The 19,418-nt window shown below is 47.2% G+C and carries 14 protein-coding genes; 13 read left to right on the top strand and 1 reads right to left on the bottom strand.

Annotation, left to right across the window (positions count from 1 at the left end; all coding sequences use genetic code 11):
- The first annotated feature begins 99 nt into the window (after positions 1-99).
- Genes ABXS70_RS12125 through ABXS70_RS12115 form a run of 3 tightly spaced genes read left to right on the top strand, consistent with a single transcriptional unit; the run spans position 100 to position 5,202 of the window.
- Positions 100-1,791, top strand: a complete 1,692-nt coding sequence (locus tag ABXS70_RS12125; RefSeq protein ID WP_342556002.1) for an extracellular solute-binding protein — start codon at positions 100-102, stop codon at positions 1,789-1,791.
- A gap of 37 nt (positions 1,792-1,828) precedes the next feature.
- Positions 1,829-3,586, top strand: coding sequence for a histidine kinase (locus ABXS70_RS12120; RefSeq protein ID WP_366296040.1), 1,758 nt, complete (start codon positions 1,829-1,831; stop codon positions 3,584-3,586).
- Positions 3,571-5,202, top strand: a complete 1,632-nt coding sequence (locus ABXS70_RS12115; RefSeq protein ID WP_342556004.1) for a response regulator — start codon at positions 3,571-3,573, stop codon at positions 5,200-5,202. The genes ABXS70_RS12120 and ABXS70_RS12115 overlap by 16 nt, the downstream gene beginning before the upstream one ends.
- Positions 5,203-5,303: 101 nt before the next feature.
- Here ABXS70_RS12115 and ABXS70_RS12110 read toward each other — a convergent pair whose 3' ends face one another.
- Entirely contained in the window at positions 5,304-6,068 is a 765-nt protein-coding gene (locus ABXS70_RS12110) for a helix-turn-helix domain-containing protein (RefSeq protein ID WP_342556005.1), read from the bottom strand.
- Between the two features lie 274 nt (positions 6,069-6,342).
- On the opposite strand from ABXS70_RS12110, the gene ABXS70_RS12105 reads away from it, so the two are divergent.
- The 10 genes from ABXS70_RS12105 to ABXS70_RS12060 all read left to right on the top strand — a co-directional run bounded on the left by ABXS70_RS12105 (position 6,343) and on the right by ABXS70_RS12060 (position 19,417).
- Positions 6,343-7,698: an extracellular solute-binding protein gene (locus ABXS70_RS12105; protein ID WP_342556006.1), complete on the top strand. Its 1,356-nt coding sequence runs from the start codon at positions 6,343-6,345 to the stop codon at positions 7,696-7,698.
- A 106-nt stretch (positions 7,699-7,804) separates the two neighbouring features.
- Positions 7,805-10,702 carry an extracellular solute-binding protein gene (locus ABXS70_RS12100; RefSeq protein ID WP_342556007.1) on the top strand — a complete coding sequence of 966 codons (2,898 nt, stop codon included), beginning with the start codon at positions 7,805-7,807 and terminating at the stop codon, positions 10,700-10,702.
- A 19-nt stretch (positions 10,703-10,721) separates the two neighbouring features.
- On the top strand, positions 10,722-11,678 hold the full coding sequence (locus ABXS70_RS12095) for a sugar ABC transporter permease (RefSeq protein WP_342556008.1): 957 nt from the start codon (positions 10,722-10,724) through the stop codon (positions 11,676-11,678).
- 2 nt (positions 11,679-11,680) lie between these two features.
- Positions 11,681-12,556 carry a carbohydrate ABC transporter permease gene (locus tag ABXS70_RS12090; protein ID WP_342556009.1) on the top strand — a complete coding sequence of 292 codons (876 nt, stop codon included), beginning with the start codon at positions 11,681-11,683 and terminating at the stop codon, positions 12,554-12,556.
- A gap of 72 nt (positions 12,557-12,628) precedes the next feature.
- Positions 12,629-14,047, top strand: a complete 1,419-nt coding sequence (locus ABXS70_RS12085) for an NHL repeat-containing protein (RefSeq protein WP_342556329.1) — start codon at positions 12,629-12,631, stop codon at positions 14,045-14,047.
- Positions 14,031-14,666, top strand: a complete 636-nt coding sequence (locus ABXS70_RS12080) for a Yip1 family protein (RefSeq protein ID WP_366296036.1) — start codon at positions 14,031-14,033, stop codon at positions 14,664-14,666. The genes ABXS70_RS12085 and ABXS70_RS12080 overlap by 17 nt, the downstream gene beginning before the upstream one ends.
- Before the next feature lie 16 nt (positions 14,667-14,682).
- Positions 14,683-17,253, top strand: coding sequence for a DUF5696 domain-containing protein (locus ABXS70_RS12075; RefSeq protein ID WP_366296034.1), 2,571 nt, complete (start codon positions 14,683-14,685; stop codon positions 17,251-17,253).
- A gap of 53 nt (positions 17,254-17,306) precedes the next feature.
- Complete coding sequence (locus ABXS70_RS12070; RefSeq protein WP_342556012.1) at positions 17,307-18,152, top strand: sugar ABC transporter permease; 846 nt, start codon at positions 17,307-17,309, stop codon at positions 18,150-18,152.
- A 17-nt stretch (positions 18,153-18,169) separates the two neighbouring features.
- Positions 18,170-19,117, top strand: a complete 948-nt coding sequence (locus tag ABXS70_RS12065) for a carbohydrate ABC transporter permease (protein WP_342556013.1) — start codon at positions 18,170-18,172, stop codon at positions 19,115-19,117.
- Positions 19,118-19,198: 81 nt separating this feature from the next.
- Complete coding sequence (locus ABXS70_RS12060) at positions 19,199-19,417, top strand: hypothetical protein (protein WP_342556014.1); 219 nt, start codon at positions 19,199-19,201, stop codon at positions 19,415-19,417.
- The last annotated feature ends 1 nt before the right edge of the window (position 19,418 follow it).

Here is a 19,418-nt window from a genome sequence, read left to right as displayed (position 1 = left end):
CGTACTCATCACAGATTAGATGTTGTACAATGATAACAATTCTGGTAAATAGAAAAGAAAAAGGATGCGTTCATTCAATCAAAATGGGGGCAGGTCACCATGCATAAGAGATGGATGTACAAAACAAGATGGACCATTATTATTTTTCTTACAGTCTGTATGCCTGTCGGACTGACGCAAGGGAACTCGGGGCAGTTGAACAGCTCCAACAATGAACAGCCGGGCCTTTCCTCCGAGGCTTATGACCCACCCATTAAAGTCTCTTTTGTCAGGGAAACAGGAGAAGATCTGCAGCGAATGATAGAGCAGCTGCCGGATGAGACATTAGTGGATAATCGCTGGACTCGGCTCTATGAAAGAGAACTGGGCATTCAGATTCGTTATGACTGGATCGCGACGGGCGACGTATACAATCAAAAGCTCGGGGTTTCCCTTGCTGCAGGACGCTTTCCCGATGTGGTCAAGGTCAACCCATATCAGCTTAGGCAGCTGAGTAATGCCAATTTGATTGAAGATTTGACCGAAGTATACCGGGATTTTGCCTCACCGCTGACCAAGAAAATTTTGGAGGCCGAAGGCAAAGGGGCATTTGATGCCGCTACGATTAACGGTAAGCTGATGGCAATTCCCGAATCCTCTTCCTCTATTGAGACAGCACAGTACTTGTGGATCAGAACGGATTGGCTGGATAAACTGGGGATGCAGGCACCTGAGACGATCGAAGATGTGTTGAAATTATCGGAAGCGTTTACATCGATGGACCCTGACGGAAATGGTAAACAGGACACCTATGGCTTGGCACTGACGAGTTATCTTTGGGACCCCGTTATGGGTGTTTCGGGATTTATGGCCGGATATGGTGCTTTCCCGAACATCTGGATCAAAAATCAAGAGGGAGAGCTCATTTACGGAGGGATACAGCCGGAAGTGCGCAAAGCGCTGCAGGTGCTGCAGACGATGTACTTGGAAGGGCAGCTTGATCCGGACTTTGCATACAAAAATGGAAGCAAGGAGTATCGTCTCATTCAGCAGGGGAAAATTGGAATGCTCTATGGCGAGCAGTGGACTCCTTTTGTTATACAATCCACCCGTGAACAGGATCCTGAAGCCGAATGGCAGGCTTTCCCTATTGCAGTTGAGGCAGGACGGAGCCTTGCTGTCCCGCTTCGTTCCAATACGGGACATTATTTTGCGGTGAGAAAAGGATTCGCCCACCCTGAAGTTGTCGTCAAGCTGATGAACTTGCATCTGGACAAGAACTGGGGACAGAACGCTGAATATGAAACGTATTATAATGATGACTCTCGCGCTGTGTGGATGCTGTCTCCGGTCACGCCTTTTCCTGGAACGAAAAATATGGATGCGTATAGAGACATTCGGGACGCAAGGGAGACGGGGGATTTCTCCGTACTGGAGAACGAAGCACTTGCCATTCACAAACGAATTGCAGCCTATGAATCCGAAGGTTTGCAGAGCGGATGGGGGTGGAAACAAACCTATGGTCCGACAGGAGCATTCAGCATTGCGGATCGTTATGAGGTGAACGGGCAGCTGCTTTATGATCAATTCACAGGCGGGATCACAGAAACGATGGTGGATCGACAGATCATCCTTCGGGATCTTCAGCTTGAAGCGTATATGAATATTATCCATGGATCGCCTATAGAAGACTTTGATCAATTTGTAAAGGATTGGCTTCAATTGGGCGGGGCCGAGATCACATCGGAGGTGAACGCATGGTATAGAACCAATGCATCACGGAATCACCAGGCGTTTGCCTTGTCCTATTAGGCAGGTATCTTTGATCTGAAATCAGGAGGGGAGAGCGTTGTTCAAGATACCGGCACAGTCGTGGTTCAACAGCATTTTTGCACGGCTGATAATGACCTACCTGGTTTTTGTCATACCTCTGATTCTTCTGGGGGTATATCTGTACCACTGGAGCTATGATACGGCAAGCGAGGAAATTTCCTTGTCTACAGAAAGGCGTCTGAGTCAATATGCCACAGAACTCAACAGGGAGATTGAGTGGATGGAGCTGCAGCAGTTTGATATTGCAGAGGACCGCAAGCTGAATCGGCTGGCGATCCTCTGGAACAACATGGACCAAATTGAAAAACGTGAAATATTAAATTATTTATCCGAGCGGTTAGCCGCTTTTAAAAACAGCAGTGCTTATATTAAGAACGTTTATGTACATATTCCTTCAGTCAACAAGAGTATTTCAGCAGTGCAGGGCATTGATGAGTACGATCAAGCTTCTTACGAATATTTCAGTTCGTCCATGCAGGAAGATGGCATTCGATTTACAGTAAAAGACGATGCGTTGAATCTGAGTGCTGTACGTGTAACAGGCAAACTAGGAGACACACCGCTGTTTGTCGTTCAGGTGGAGCTGGATAACGCTGCTTTTCAGAATGAGCTGTCACAGCTTAATCTCTATCCTGAGAGTGCCTCTCTTCTTGTTGAGGAGAGAACGGGGTTTGCTATTTTAGATCAGAACGAACGTAAAATCATTCTTGCTAACTATCGTGAATATAGTCAAAAGAACTCGCTCGACAGCTTTCGGGTAGGCGTGGAGGATACGACGTACCATGTGAATCAGCATCATATGGCGCCGCTCGGTTTATCCATTGCTACATATCTGCCTGAAAAGATGGTTACCAAACCTCTGAGCAAATTTTATAAATGGGCTTGGATTTTTGCAATTACATCCTTCATTGCGATTACAGCGTATCTCTACTCAACGTATAAACTGATTCACATTCCCCTGCTGCTGCTGGTCAAGAGGTTCAAAAAGATGGAAGGTGGTGTGCTGGATATTCCGATCGTACATCATCGTAAAGATGAATTCGGATTTCTGTACTCCCGTTTTAACCATATGATTGAGAATCTGCAGATGCTCATTGACCGTGATTTCAAAAAAACGATGATGATGCAGCGAGCTGAACTAAAACAGCTTCAATCGCAGATTAATCCACACTTTCTGTACAACAGTTTCTTTATTCTGAACTCGTTAGCGAGGACAGGAGAGACAGAGAGAATTGAACAATTCACCAATATGCTTGGGGAATATTTTCGCTTCATTACACGCAATGGAACAGATCATGTACCGCTCAAGGAAGAAGTGCATCATTCCCGTATTTATACTGAAATCCAGCAGCTGCGATTCTCCAGGCGAATCAAAGTTGAATTTGGAGAGGTTCCACCTGAAATGGAGCAAATGCAGGTTCCACGGCTTATCATTCAACCGGTCATTGAAAATGCGTACGAGCACAGTCTGGAAAAGAATACGGCTGCCGGTCTGCTGCGAGTTCAATTCCAAAGGACATCATCCTGTGCAGAAATCATCGTGGAAGATAACGGGCAGGATCTTCAGACAGAAGATATTGAGAAGCTGCAGCATCTTCTGTACAATGATGCAGCGACGGAAGACATAACCGGATTAATGAATATCCATAGGCGTCTCGTTCTGACATATGGAGCGGGCAGCGGGCTTTATCTTTCACGAAGTGAGCTGCAGGGGTTAAAAGTTGTCATTCGAATCCAGTGGAAGGAAGGGGAACACGAATGTATCGACTGCTGATTGTTGATGATGAGGAGATCATTACGGATAGTTTGTATGAAACATTTGCGAGACACATGCCCGATCGTTTGGATGTATGTAAAGCATACTCCGCCGCAGAGGCACTTACCTGGATGCGAAGATCCAGAATTGATATTGTGCTGACTGACATTCGCATGCCCGGGATAAGCGGGCTGGAGCTGACGGAAGAGATTCAGAGCCGCTGGCCGCAGTGCCGTGTCATTTTTCTGACAGGACACAGTGATTTTGAATATGCGTACAAAGCTTTTCAGATGAACAATGTACGTTATCTGCTCAAAACGGAAGGGTACGATAAAGTAATGCACATGGTGGAGCAGGTCATGGAGGAGATCAGACAGAGTCATGATATGAACAATCTGGTAGAACAGCAGCGTGAGATTACCTCTCGCCTGACGGCTTTTAAACAGGATGAATACGTCCGGAAGCTTTTGCAGGAAGGTTTACCTGCTGGGTCATCTGCACAGATTCAGTCCGAGCCGTTGATCAAGGAGATGGGGTTGAAGGCTGATTCCCCAGTATATTTGGTGCTGGGGCGAAAACTGCACGAACCGGCAGAAGCCGGATCAGGATGTACTCAAAGTTCTGTGCGCATCATCGGAACATCATTACTAGGCGAACATGCAGCCTGCGCCAGCGCTGCCGATCACTACGGTGATGCAGTATGGCTGCTGCAGCCCAAAGAAGAACAAGGAGACGAAGATCAGCACTTTGCCAGATATATTGAAGGCACATTAGAGCTTGTGCAGGAATCGTGTCTTGCTTCACTTGGTGTGTCCGTTGCGTTTACATTCAGCGGTCGAGGGTGTGAATGGTCCCGAATTCCACAGCAATATGAGCGTTTGCGCTTACTGCAGTGGATGAAGATTGGTGACGGTGTGTCGATGGTGCTGACGGACAATTACGAGGAACTACAAGCGGGCATTCCAAAAGAAACTGCGCGCATCTCAAGTCGCGTGGAGGTTATGTCGGGCTTTTTGGAGACAGGACGGTTTCAATCCTTTTACGATATTTTCGAAGAGCTTACTGGTGAGCTTATGCAGCAGGATATGGCGATGGAACGGGCGATGGAGATGTATTATCACCTGGCCCTATCTCTGTATGCTGCCTTTAATCGGTGGGGGCTGAAGCAGAAAACGCCGGATCAGCGCAGCCTGCTTCATTTAAGCAATTTCCCCAGCATGAAAGATGCCGTTCAGTATCTGTATGCCGCGGCCGATGAACTGGTCAATTTCAAACGCTCAAATGAAGAGGAACGAGCCAATCTAGTCGTGCAAAGCTTATGCAATTACATTAAAAGCAATCTTGAAAAGGATCTTACGCTGGTTCGCCTGGCAGAACTGCATCATTTTAACCCTTCTTATCTGTCCAGATTTTTCAAACAGGAAATGGGCATAAATTTATCAGAGTTTATTGATGACAGCCGAATACGCAGAGCTAAGGAGCTGCTGTTAAACAACGAATTGATGGTTCGGGAAGTTGCGCTTCAAGTCGGTTATGAATCCGCCCATTCATTTACGCGGCTGTTCAAGAAACTGACCGGCATGACGCCTCAGGAGTATCGTGAGTCCTTACTAACCCGTTCGGCACAGCGGTAATCGGCAAAAAAACGCAGAGGGCTACTTCTGCGTTTCTTTGCTTTTTGTTTGTTGTCTATTAATGAAATACACTGCAGGAAGATTTAGAAGCTGGGGCTGGTTTAGGCAGTATGAGCTTTTTGCCGACGATAGGCGTTAGGACTGGACCCGGCGTACGCTTTGAATTTCTTGTAAAACCAATCGATATCACGGTACCCCACTTCCAACGCGATTTCGTATATTCGCAGGTTGGTGGACAGGAGGAGCTGTTTTGCTTTTTTCATTCGCTCTTGAAGCATATAGTCATTAAAAGAAATGTTCTCTTCCATTTTAAATTTTTGTCCCAAATAGGCACAGTTAAAGTGCAGCATATCGGCAATTTTTTTCAGTGTAATCTCTTCATTTAAGTGATCTCTTACATACGCTTTTACAATCCGGATCACATGGCTGGAATCCAATGCTTTGCCATTAAGCTGAATTGTTGGCTTAATGGCAGGGCTTTTTTTCATAGACACGGGCCCGAGTTTGTTCTGAAGTCCACGCAGACTTTGCAGCAGTGCAGCAGGTCTGACAGGGGAAGGCAGATAATCGTTCACCTGATACGTCATGGCTTTGCGAACCAGTCTGAATTGATCTCTTCCACCGAGCAGGAGGATGGGGATATCACTCGTTTTTCGAATGTGGTGACACAACCATAATCCAGCAGTATCGTATCGCTCCGTGTGCACAACGACAACGCTGAAGTCTCGATTAGACAATGCATGGAGAGCATCGCTTGAAGTAGAGACTGAATCTGTGATTGTAAGAGGGAATTTGTTGTCTTCGAGCAGCTGTCTTAGCTCTTTACACAGACGGCGGCTGTAATCTACAAGTAAAATATTGTACACGAAACATGACCTCACCTTCTCCTGATATTCCGATCAACTGTTCAACTGAAATAAGGCTTAATTTCATTATGGGAAGAAAAGAAAGCGCATACAATGTGCATTATTTTGCAGAGAGTGCATTTCTTTACCAATTGTTTGTGAAATCATCTATATTCCGGTTCAAACCGGCATGATCTATAATTTGTCGGGGTAAACACCTGTATTTAAGCAGGTTGTTTGCGCTTACATTTGGAGGATACACTTTGAGGGCACACGACAATCAGGGGGGAAGACAATGAAGAAAAACAAGTTTATGCTGCTCAGTCTGATATTTGCAGCCATGTTGTTGATCAACGCCTGCAGCTCTGCACCTGCTGCCGAGCCTGCACCGGAAAAACCCGCACCACAGGAAGAGCAGGCACCGGCTGAAACGGAGCCAAAGAATGAAAATTCTACGCCTGAGATGGATTTCGACATGGGCGGCAGAACGATTAAAGTGGTAGCTTGGTGGGATATGCAGATTACAGATAACAACCCGGACAATATTAAACGTATCGAAAACCTGGAAGCTCTGAAGAAAAAACATAACTTCAACATTGAATACGTATCCATTGATTTTGGTGAGTATCAGGAGAAAGTTGTTGCCTCCCTGATGGCAGGTGAACCGCTGGGCGACTTTGTAAGACTGGGTAAAAACTACGCGATACCAGCACTGACCAAACAGGATCTGTTGTGGCCAGTAGATGATTATATCAAGAACGACAAGGTATTCAACCAAAAAACAACCAAAGAATACATGCAGTATGAGGGCAAAGGTTATGGTTTCACAGAAGATAAATCTTCCTTCATTAATGGCATATTCTACAACCGTACACTTATGCAGGAGCTTGGACTGAAGCCGCTGCAGGAATACGTGGATGCTGATGAATGGAATTGGGATAATTTCCTGGCTGTTGCCAAACAGGCCAACAAGGATCGTAATAATGATGGCAAGCTGGATACATGGGGACTTGCTCAAACGGGCCTCCTCGAACCGATCCTGTATTCTAACGAAGCTTCCCTGACGAAAGAGGATAAACAGAACCTCGAAGACCCAAAAACAAAAGAAGCACTCAACTTCTTGAACAAATTGGCTACAGAGAAAGTGGGCAGACCGACAGAAGGCGGTGACTGGACTGAACCAGCTACTTTCTTCCGTCAAGGAAATACACTGATGTATTCTGGCGCGATGTATGAAATCGAAGGCATCAAAACAGATATGCCGGACTACGATATCGGCTTCCTGCCGTATCCAAAAGGGCCGAGCGCTTCAGCATATCACTCTGGTGAATCCCGCTACCAGGCAATCACAATTCCTAAAGCGGTAGAAAATCCGGAGCAGCTGATGTATATCTGGGAAAAAATCAATGAAATCGATTCGATTTATGATTATCCGGAACAATCCACTTTGGAGAGACACTTGACGGATGAAGCAGATATCAACAACGCCAGAGAGGTGGCAGCTGGAATGCTTGTGCTCGATCACAACACCTTCCCGTCACTGCCTTATTGGGATTTTGATGGAGAGCTGAAAGAAGGCGTTTCCGTATCTACGCTGATCGAGAAATACAAGGCTCCTTTCCAGGCCGCAATCGATGAGGTATACAAATAAGCACTACTTCATACGGGCAGAACGCGCGAGCAGCTGGTGCGGTCTGCCCGGGTTAGTCAATCGTTCATTTGTCGATACGCTTACAGGAAAGGGGATACTTTCAAACATGCGGTCACGTAAGAAAAAGGGACTGATTCTGGTACTTGTTCTGGCTTTGGTGTTCTCGATCATCGTGATCTATCCATCAAAGAATCAGAGCCCCGGGATAGTACATGCACTTGAGGATTTTGAAGCTGTATCGGGCACCAGGGATTCACGAAGCTATGAAAATTATCAGGATAAGTATGCAAGCACTGCCAAACCGGATACAACCGTGAGGGTTGAAGGTGAAGCTTACACCCAGGCGGAAAATGGAGAGTTCGAGGTCGTAAAGGGATATGCGGGGCTGGATGGCAGTGCTGTCATTACACCCGAATCCGGAACCATTCGTTGGGATGTCCCCGTTCAAGTGAGTGGTTTATATAACGTTCGCGTTCATTATTTTCCTGTCGAAGGAAAAAGCTCGGGTATCGAGCGCAAGCTGGAGTTAAACGGGGAGGTTCCTTTCAGAGAAGCAGATGTACTTCTATTCGACAGGGTATGGGGGAATCGCGAAGATCATGTGCGTCAGGACGATCGAGGTAATGATCTCAGGCCAAGACAGGTAGAAAAACCTGAATGGCAGCTTGCTTCGTTTCGAGACAGTGCCGGGTATTTCGAGGAACCGTTCCAGTTTTATTTTGAAAAGGGCACCCAGCAATTATCTCTGACCTCTCTGAGAGAGAGTATGGCGATTGATTATATTGAATTGTATCAGGAAGAGGCTGTTCCTGCGTATGCGGAACTGAAGAAAACCTATGATTCATTAGGTTTAAAGCCAGCGAGTCCCGTGATGCTTAAAGTACAAGGGGAAGAAGCGGTAACCAAATCCTCTCCCACACTTGCGCCAATCTCGGATCGGTCCAGTCCATCACTTGAACCCTACGATGTATCCAAAATCAGGGTCAACGCGATCGGAGGCATGAACTGGAAGCTTCCGGGCGAGTGGGTGGAGTGGGAGGTTGATGTTCCGGAGGATGGACTATATCAGATTGCTCTTAAAGTGAAGCAGGATCAGCTTCGCGGCATTTATGCCACGCGCAGTCTCACAATTAATGGCAAAGCTCCGTTCGAAGAAATGAAACGCATTCGGTTCAACTACAGTCCGGCCTGGCAGACACAGGTACTTGGAAATGGTGGAGAAGAACCATATCTGTTTCATCTTGAGAAAGGCAAGCATCGCTTACGGATGACAGTCACACTGGGCGATATCGCCCCGTTACTGCGTACCGTTGAATCAAGCGTACTTGAATTGAATGAGATGTACCGCAAAATTTTGATGATTACCTCCAATAAACCTGATCCACTTCGGGATTATCAACTGGAGAAACGTATACCCGAGATGACGGAGGTTTTTGAAAAACAAGCCGTGATTCTTACTTCTGTAGCCGAGTATCTGGAAAAGGCAACTGGAGAACAGAGTGATAAGGTAGCCATTCTGCATGCGATGGTCGTGCAGCTGAAAGATATGGCAGCAAGGCCGGAAACGGTTCCGAAACGGCTGGATACATTTAAAATCAACGTCGGCGGTCTCGGTACATGGATTCTGACCGTACGTGAGCAGCCGATTACGATGGATTACCTGATCGTTGCTCCACCAGGGCAGGAGCTGCCGAAAGCAGCGGCATCTGCCGTACAGCAGGTGAAGCACGAACTGGGTGCCTATGTCGCATCGTACACAGAAGATTATGACAGCATCGGAAATGTGGAGAAAAAGAAGGACGCCATTACCGTCTGGATCACAACAGGACGAGATCAGGCTCAGGTGCTCAAGGGCATGATTGACGATACGTTTACACCGGATACGGACGTATCCGTTCAGCTGCGTCTGGTGCCGCCGAATATTCTGCTGCCTGCGACACTTGCCGGGGAAGGACCGGATGTGGCCATGCAGATGGGCGAAGATATTCCTGTTAACTACGCGATGAGAAATGCAGCAGCGGATTTGAGCAAATTTCCGGATTTCAAAGATGTGGCATCCCGATTCCGTGCAAGCGGATTAACGCCGTATGAGTATAACGAGGGAGTATACGCACTCCCGGAGCAGCAGCATTTTCCAATGCTCTTTTACCGGAAAGATATTCTGAATGAATTAGGTCTGGAGCCGCCAAAAACATGGCAGGACGTGTATAATGCGATCGCAGTTCTGCAAAAGCATAATATGGAGTTCTACCTGCCTATTGAGGACACATTGAACAACGCAAACATGGTTCCTAATGCAACCTTTGCGATGCTTTTGTATCAGAATGACGGCAGATTCTATGCGGAAGACGGTAAAAAAAGTGCACTTGATTCAGAAATATCGATGGAAGCATTCAAACGATGGACGCAGTTTTATACCAATTATAAATTTCCGCTCAAAGCAGACTTCCCGAACCGTTTCCGTACAGGGGAGATGCCCATCGGGATTGCCGATTACACGACCTACAACATGCTGACGGTATTAGCACCGGAAATTCGCAACTTGTGGGACTTTACCATTGTACCCGGCACGCAGCTTCCGGACGGTTCCATCAGACATGAGGTAGCCAGTGCAACCAGTGCTGTAATGATGCTTGAGAATGCTGGCAATAAGGAAGCGGCATGGAAGTTCATGAAATGGTGGACAGATGAATCCACCCAGATTGAGTACGGACGGGAAATGGAAGGTCTGATGGGAGCGGCTGCCCGTTACCCGACAGCTAACATTGAAGCGTTAGAGCAGTTACCTTGGCCGGTGAAGGATTATCAAAACCTGAAGAAGCAGTGGGAATGGGTACAGGGCATCCCGCAGATGCCAGGGGGTTATTTTACAGGCCGACATCTGGATAATGCCTTCCGTAAAGTGGTTAACGCGAGTGAAAATCCGCGTGAAGCCCTGTCAGACTATGTACTTTATATTGACGATGAGATTGAACTGAAGCGCAAGGAATTTAATCTGGAATAAAGGAAAGGGAGGGTAACGGTTGCAAGCCAAAACATCCAAGACAGCCGCCGCTCCTGTCATGCATACACGCGAGGTCGGCTGGTGGTCCCTATTGAAAAGGAATCTGTATCTCAGCAGGCATTATTACGTATTGATGGCACCATTTATGCTGATCTTTTTCATGTTTACAGTCATTCCGGTCGGCATTTCGTTGGGCCTAAGCTTTTTTCACTTCAATATGCTGGAACTGCCTCGTTTTGTCGGTTGGCAGAACTACTCACGGTTGTTCCTGAACGATGATGTATTCCTGATCGCACTTAAAAACACACTGCTGTTTGCCGTGATCACCGGTCCGGTCAGTTACATCGCCTGTTTCCTGTTTGCCTGGATCATTAATGAACTGTCTCCTAAAGTCCGGGCAGTCATGACACTGGTGTTCTATGCACCATCCATATCAGGCAATGTGTTTTTTATCTGGCTGATCATCTTCTCTGGAGACAGCTACGGTTATATGAATGGTTTTCTGATGCGCCTCGGTGTAATTCTGGAGCCGATTCAATGGCTTGCCAATGAGAAGTATGTACTCGGCATCGTCATTCTGGTGCAGCTGTGGCTTAGCCTCGGTACCAGCTTTCTGGCCTTTATTGCGGGTCTGCAGACGATTGACCGTTCACTTGTGGAAGCAGGAACCGTAGACGGAATTAAAAACCGCTGGCAGGAGCTCTGGTACATCACACTGCCATCCATGCGGCCGCAGCTGATGTTTGGGGCAGTCATGCAGATTACAGCGTCGTTTGCTGTAGCTGAAATCTCGATTGCGCTGGCCGGATTCCCGAGTGTTAACTATGCAGCACATACGGTAGTCACGCATCTGATGGACTTTGGTACGATCCGCTTTGAAATGGGATATGCTTCAGCGATCGCAACGGTCCTGTTTGCTCTGATGCTTGGAACAAACGTGTTTACGCAAAAAATGCTGAGAAAGATAGGTGAATGACCATGACCAGCAAAGTACGTGCCATGTTCGGCATGCCAAAGAGACTTAATCGGTCATTTACCGTCAGTTTCATGCTGTTTGCGCTGCTGGCTGTGTTCGGATCATTTATGGTACTTCCGCTGATTTATGCGGTAAACAATGCCTTTAAGCCGCTGGATGAGCTGTTTATTTTCCCGCCACGCTTCTGGGTGAACAATCCGACAACGGAAAACTTTGCAGATTTGATTAACCTGATGGGTAATTCCTGGGTACCATTATCCCGCTATATCGCCAACACGCTGCTCATTACACTCGTGGGTACAGCAGGTCATATCCTGCTTGCTTCTGCAGCGGCGTACCCGCTGGCGAAATATCGTTTTCCAGGTTCCAAAATCTTGTTCACCATTGTTATTCTGTCCCTGATGTTCTCGCCGCACGTGACGGCGATTCCGAACTACATGGTCATGTCTTGGCTTGGCTGGATCAATACACATGCATCCATTATCGTGCCTTCGCTGGCCTTCTCACTTGGGTTGTTCCTGATGAAACAGTTCATGGAACAGATTCCTGATGCACTGCTGGAGGCAGCGAAGATTGATGGTGCGAACGAATATCGCATTTTCTGGAGCATCGTCATGCCAAATGTGAAGCCCGCGTGGCTTACGCTTATGATCCTGCAGTTCCCGGCGCTGTGGGGAACAGATGGTGGAAGTTTCATCTATAGTGAAAACCTTAAAACGCTGCATTATGCGCTCAGTCAGATTGTGCAGGGCGGGATTGCCAGGGCAGGGGTCGGTGCTGCAGTAGCACTGCTGCTTATGATCGTTCCGATTACACTGTTTGTGATCTCTCAGAGCAGTGTCATGCAGACGATGGCTACTTCGGGCATGAAAGAATAGAAAGGAGGCAGCAAAGTGCAGCAAAGCACACGGAAAAGCACATGGAAACATCGGAAATGGGTCATCATGGGCATGGTCTGCCTCCTGCTGTTCAGTTCAGCAGCACTGCCTGCAAGCGCAGACGGTGAAGCAGATGCCTATCATTATTCCTACTATGGAGATGCCGTTCCGGCTCCGGCTGCTTATGAAGCGTCGATGATTATTACAGGCAGGACGCTGAATATCAGCTCGTTCAAGGAACCTAGTGATATGCATGTTACACCAGACGAGCGTGTCTACGTACTTGATTCGGGCAATGGCCGGATTGTGGAGCTCGACCGTAACTTCAAGCTCGTGCGGACCATTGATTCCTTCAAAAACGCCGGTAAACAAGATCAGTTCAAAAACCCTCAGGGGTTGTTTGTAACGGAAAAAGGCGATTTGCTGGTCGCCGATTCGGAGAATCACCGGGTCGTGCATCTGGATGACAAGGGACAGCTCGTCAAGATCGTATCCGAACCGAAGTCCGACTTATTGAATGAAGACTTTCAATTCAAACCTATTCGGATTGTGATGGATAAAGGGGAACGAATCTACGTCATGGCCGCAGGGGTATTTGATGGATTTATGGAATTCAGCGCAGATGGCGAATTCTCATCTTTTATCGGCGCGAACCGGGTTCAGGTTGATCCGGTAGAGTATCTCTGGAAACGATTTGCTACCCGGGAACAGCGAAGCCAAATGGTGATGTTCACTCCTACCGAATTCACCAATCTGGATATGGACGAAGAAGGTTTCATCTATGCAACTAGCGGCGATCGCGGCAAAGACCCGATCAAAAAATTAAATGCCCAGGGAACGGACATTTTGCGTAGAGAAGGTTATGCAGCTCCTCAAGGTGATCTGCGCTATTCAACCGAAGGCGGAGCATCCCGGTTGATTGATGTGGACGTGGGTGACAGCGATATGTATTCTGTGCTGGACTCGAACAAAGGCCGTATTTTCACTTATAATGGCGACGGTTATCTGCTTCATATTTTTGGCGGCATCGGGAACCGAACGGGTATGTTCAATACCCCAGTCGCGCTTGAACGAGCGGGAGACCGGATGCTCGTGCTGGACAAAGCGCTTGGCGAGATTACCGTATTCGAGACGACAGAGTACGGACGTATTCTGCATGATGCAGTTCGCAGTTATTATAACGGGGAGGAAGATCAGTCTTCGCAGCTATTTGCGAAGGCAGCCGAGATGAACGCTAATCTGGAGTATGCCTATGCAGGTATCGGCAAAGCGCTGCTGCGCCAGAAGGAGTACGCCGAGTCTGCAGAATACTTCAAACAAAGTATGGAGCGTAAAGGGTATTCCAAAGCTTTTCTTCTGTACCGTAAAGAATTGATGCGTGAGCATTTTTCATGGGTGATGTCAGGTATATTCCTGGCTGCAGCGGCGTTCGTCACCGTCATCATCGTTCGCAGACAGAAAAGGAGGACAACGAATGCAGGCATCAAGTAAACAATTGTACCAATATCCGCTGCATCTGATTTTCCACCCATTCGACGGATATTGGGAATTGAAATATGAACGGAACCAAAAAACAACACTGCTGATCGCCTTGATGATTATGGTGCTGCTGATTGTCACTAAAATTTTGCAGGCGCAGTACAGCGGCTTTCTAATTAATTATAACAATCCCAAGTATCTGAACAGCCTGCTTGAGATGGTGTATGTGATCGTACCTGTACTGTTTTGGTGTATTGCCAACTGGTCGCTCACAACACTGATGGATGGGGAAGGCAAGTTCTCGGAAATCTTCATGTCTACCTGTTTTGCGCTGGTACCGATGTTTTTGGTACATTTTCCGTGGATTTGGCTGAGTCTTGCTATTTCTGAACAGGAAACGGCATTTTATTACTTTTCCAACGCTATTGCGGTTTGCTGGACCATCTATCTGCTGTTTGTAGGCAATATGACTGTCCATCAGTACACACCAGCCAAAACGATTCTCACGATGCTGCTCACGCTTGTAGCTATGGCATTTATGGCATTTTTATGCTTGTTGTTCTTCAGCCTCGTGCAGCAGATTGTATCTTTTGTTTATACCATCTATCAGGAATTAGTGCTTCGGGGCTAGGAAGGAGGAAATCACAATGAAATATGCCGCAGCCAAAAAAATAACCGGAATACTGCTGGTGAGCAGTTTACTTCTAAGCGGTTGTCAGTTCTCGCCATCAACGGCGACTCGCGAGACGGCAGCAGATGTTAGTCAAGTGGAGACTCCTTCCCTGCCTCCCGGAGAAAAACTGAAATCTGCTTTTAGCGATACACGCATTCCCGGCATGATCGGCATCGCCCGAAATGACGCACTGCAGCTTTTCATCAACGAAGAGACTGCCGAGATTGCCATAGTTCACAGCCAGAGCGGACAAATCTGGCGCAGTAATCCAGCAGACCGCGAGAAGGATGGCGCTGCAGCCGGAATTAACAAGGATCTTTTGTCCTCCCAATCCAGACTCAGCTTCTTCAACAGTTCGGGTCAGAGCAGTATGGTGAATTCGTACACGGACAGCACTCGGCATAAGCAGGTGAGCTATGAAGCACTGCCAAGCGGTGTTCGGGTTCACTATCAATTCGGCAGCACCGAGCGTTCCATTGAAGATTTGCCCGTGAAGATTAGCAAGGAACGTTTTGAACAAAACCTGCTGGCAAAGCTCGATAAATCAGGCGAACGGGCGCTGAAAGTTGGATATGCGGAAGATAAGGATGAAGGGGTATACGTTCGGATTGACAAGGCGATGCAGGGACTCCAGCTGACCCGCGCGTTGAAAGCGTTTGAAGACGCAGGTTATACCGAAGAGGATCTTGCAAAGGATCATGCCGAACATGGAATTGAGCACGAACGAAGCGGGCCGCGCCTGTTTATGCTCACGATGGAGTATGAACTGGACGGCGATCAGCTGCGGGTGAGGGTTCCGGCGTCCGGCATTCATTTCCCGGAAGAATATCCAATTAACACGATATCTGTGCTGGAATATTTCGGAGCCGGAGGTTCCAAGGAAGAGGGAGCTATGCTGGTTCCGGACGGGTCAGGAGCGCTAATTCATTTTAACAACGGCAAATTACAGTATCCTTCCTACCAGCAGGATATTTACGGTCCGGATCTGACAATGAAGGTTCGGGAAGCAGGTTCGAACGAAAGTAAGGCAAGATTACCGGTCTTTGGAGTCATTCGTCCGGAGGGAGCGTTCCTTGGCATCATCGAGGAAGGGGATGCGGTGGCTGTGGTGAATGCCGATATTAGCGGTAAACTGAACAGCTACAATAACGTATATCCGAGCTTTTATGTCGTGAATAAAAGTGATATAACCCTTCAGTCCAGTGACATGGTTCGTACACTGCCGAAATTCCAGAATAAACCGACGTCATCCGACTTCGTTGTCCGTTACGCATTTGTGGGGGCGGAACAGGCTTCATATTCGGGTCTCGCTTCAGTGTACCGGGAGTATTTACAGCAGACAGGAGGACTCCCTGAACTGAAAGCTGGAAATGAACAGACAGGTATCCCGTTCTATCTGAAGCTGTTCGGAGGAATGGCAACCAGGCAGCATATGCTTGGCATACCGTATAACTCTACTGAGGCTCTCACGACATTTGAGGAGGGCAAAGCCATTCTATCCAAGCTCTCCGAGAAAAACGTATCTAACATTCAGCTTCGCTACGCTGGATGGTTCAACGACGGACTGCACCACAGATTACCGGATTCCATCAAAGTGGACGGCGTGATTGGCGGGAAAAAGGGTATGAAGGAATTCAGCGCTTACACAAGTGAAGCAGGAATCGGATTTTATCCTGATGTCGCTGTGCTGAACGTTCAGTCCAAAAAAGGATTCCGTCCTTCCAGTGAGGCTTCGCGGACTCTAACGCAGGAACCGGCTATCTTGTATCCGATGGACCCTGCATTGGAGCGTCGGGCGAAGGATTTAACAGCATCTTATGTCCTTTCACCTAATGAGATTACGGATGTGACAACAGGTATGCTGAAGGATATGAAAGCGCTGCAAGTGGAAGGTATATCGCTGAAAGATATGGCTGAACAATTAAACAGCGACATGAATCCCAAAAAATTACTGGATCGGACGCAGGCGCTGGATACGATCCGTCAAGCTTTGGATCAGATCAAACAGCAAACCGGATCCATCGTTGCTGAAGGCGGCAACGCTTATGCGCTTCCTTATGTCACAGGACTTACCGATGCTCCGATGAGCAGCAGCAGATTCAAACTGGAGGATGAAGAAATTCCGTTCTTCCAACTGGTTGTACACGGCAGTGTAGCTTATACGGGTTCCCCGTACAATTTGTCGACATATACCAATGCAAGGCAGTATGTGCTGAAACTGATTGAATATGGAGCAAGTCCTTATTTTGCCTGGTTTAATGCGCCTAACCATGTAGTGAAAGAAACGGATTACAACAATCTCTATGCTGCGAATTATGAGCAGTGGATTGATCTGGCTTCAGATATTTATAACGAAGTCAGCCAAGTAAACCAGCCGTTCACGGGTAAACCAATGATCTCTCATGAAACCTTGGCGGAAGGCGTATTCCGAACAATGTATGAAGGCGGAGGATATGTGATTGTCAATTACAACGACGCTCCTGTTAATGTAGAGAATCATACCGTAGAAGCCCTAAGTTATGTGACTGGTGGTGAGCAGCTCTGAAGACACTCCTGAAGTTCAAATGGGGAAGTCGTACGTATGCTCAGCAGAAAGCAATGTGGGGTGTCATCTACGTACTTCCGTGGCTTATTGGTTTTATACTGTTTTTCTTTGTTCCGCTGCTCGCATCGCTGCGCTACAGCATGAGCACGATTCAGGCCAATGCAGAGGGAATTGCCATTCAATTTACGGGACTCGCCAATTATATTCAGGCACTCACCGTTAATACAAGCTTTAACAGGGCACTAATTGAATCCATTACAGACGTGCTTGTCAACGTACCTCTTATTGTCATTTTCAGCTTATTCCTGGCAGTCATTCTGAATCAGAAATTCAGAGGCCGTGCCGTGGCAAGATCTATCTTTTTCCTGCCAGTCATTCTGGCATCCGGTGTCATTATGTCGCTCGAAAGCACAAGTTTGATTGAAGCTGTGAATCAGAGCAGCACAGGCGGAAGTGCTTTTGGCACATTGGAACTGGAAAGTCTGATGCTTAACGCAGGTGTAAGTGAATGGGTAGTTACGTATTTGAGCGGAGCAGTCGATCGCATATACCAGATTGTAAGCCAATCCGGTGTACAGATTCTGATCTTCCTGGCCGGTATACAAACGATCTCTCCGCAGCTGTATGAGGCTTCCAAGATGGAAGGCGCGACAGGATACGAAGCGTTCTGGAAAATTACATTTCCGATGGTCAGCCCGCTTATTTTTGTTAACGCGATCTACACCATCATAGATTCGTTTGCTAATAATGCAATGACGAAACTGATCCGTGACACGGGATTTGTCAAATTTGATTTTGGTCTCAGTTCTGCTATGGCCTGGGTGTATTTCGCGGCTATTGCTGTCATTCTTGTGATCGTATCCGTCATTTTCTCGAAACGAGTCTTCTATCAAGATTAGAAAGGAGGGCATTCCGCGTGACGACATCACGATTATTATCGTTAGAGCATTGGAAAAGCTGGCTGTGGTCTGTCATAAGGTTCGTTCTGATTACCGGACTATCCTTTGTTATTTTATTTCCTATATTTCAAAAAATCTCAACATCGATCAAAGCCAAAGGGGATCTATATTCAGCAGTAGTCGTATGGATTCCTCAGAACTTCTCGCTTGATAATTTCAAACAGGCAATCCAGGTTATGGACTACTGGGCAACCCTGTTCAATACGTTTGCGCTGTCATCAGTAACAACCATTCTGACGACAGCCTCCTGTGCACTTGCAGGCTATGGATTTGCCAGACTGAAGTTCAAGGGAAGCAATTGGCTGTTTGCCGGGGTCATTCTAACGATTCTTGTGCCGCCGACAACGATTCTAATTCCGGTATATCTGAATCTGAAAAGCTTTGATCTGATGGGACTCATGACACTCTTGTCCGGAAAACCGGTCAATCTGCTTAATACGTACTGGCCGTTTATTCTAACAGCCATTACAGCGAACTCACTTAAGGCAGGACTTTATATTTTTATTTTCCGACAGTTCTTTAGGGGGATTCCGAAAGAAGTAGAGGAGGCTGCTTATGTGGACGGAGCTGGCATAGGCCGCACATTCTCCCGCATCATGCTGCCTAATGCGATCCCGTCGATGGTAACGGTTATGCTGTTTTCATTCGTATGGCAGTGGAACGACAGCTTCTATACAACGACTTATCTGACTTCCAGTAAGGTCATGTCGACCCAGTTGTCCTCTCTTCCATACAATCTGGCGCAGCAGGTTACTGACGGTGCAGCTTCTCAGGCCGATCCTTTCTATCTAAGCATGATTCAGGATACAGGCATTCTGCTTGCAATTCTGCCGCTAATCATTATTTATCTTTTCGTACAGCGATATTTTGTTGAAAGTGTGGAGCGCACAGGTATCGTAGGTTAGAACAATGAGTGCAGCATAAAGATTGAAGATTGCAGTTTTTAAATCAATAAAAAAGTTTGGAGAAGAAAGGAGGCAGATATCGTGAATAGTTCAGCTGATACAAAGCAAGCCTACAGTGTCGGTGTAAATGGCTGCACATGGTGGACGCACAGGCGTATGCGTTACAGCCAGTATCTTCACTGGATATGGAATGGTTTGCGGGAGCGCGCTCCGACCCAGCCCTCCCGCTGGTCATATGCTGCTTGTCGTCCGCTTCCCACTGCAGTAATGTACACCAATTTATTCGATCAGGAGGAATAGC

The organism is Paenibacillus sp. AN1007, assembly GCF_040702995.1.
Taxonomy (GTDB): domain Bacteria; phylum Bacillota; class Bacilli; order Paenibacillales; family Paenibacillaceae; genus Paenibacillus.
The sequence above is the reverse complement of the archived record's forward strand: the minus strand, read 5'-3'. Positions and strand labels throughout refer to the sequence as shown.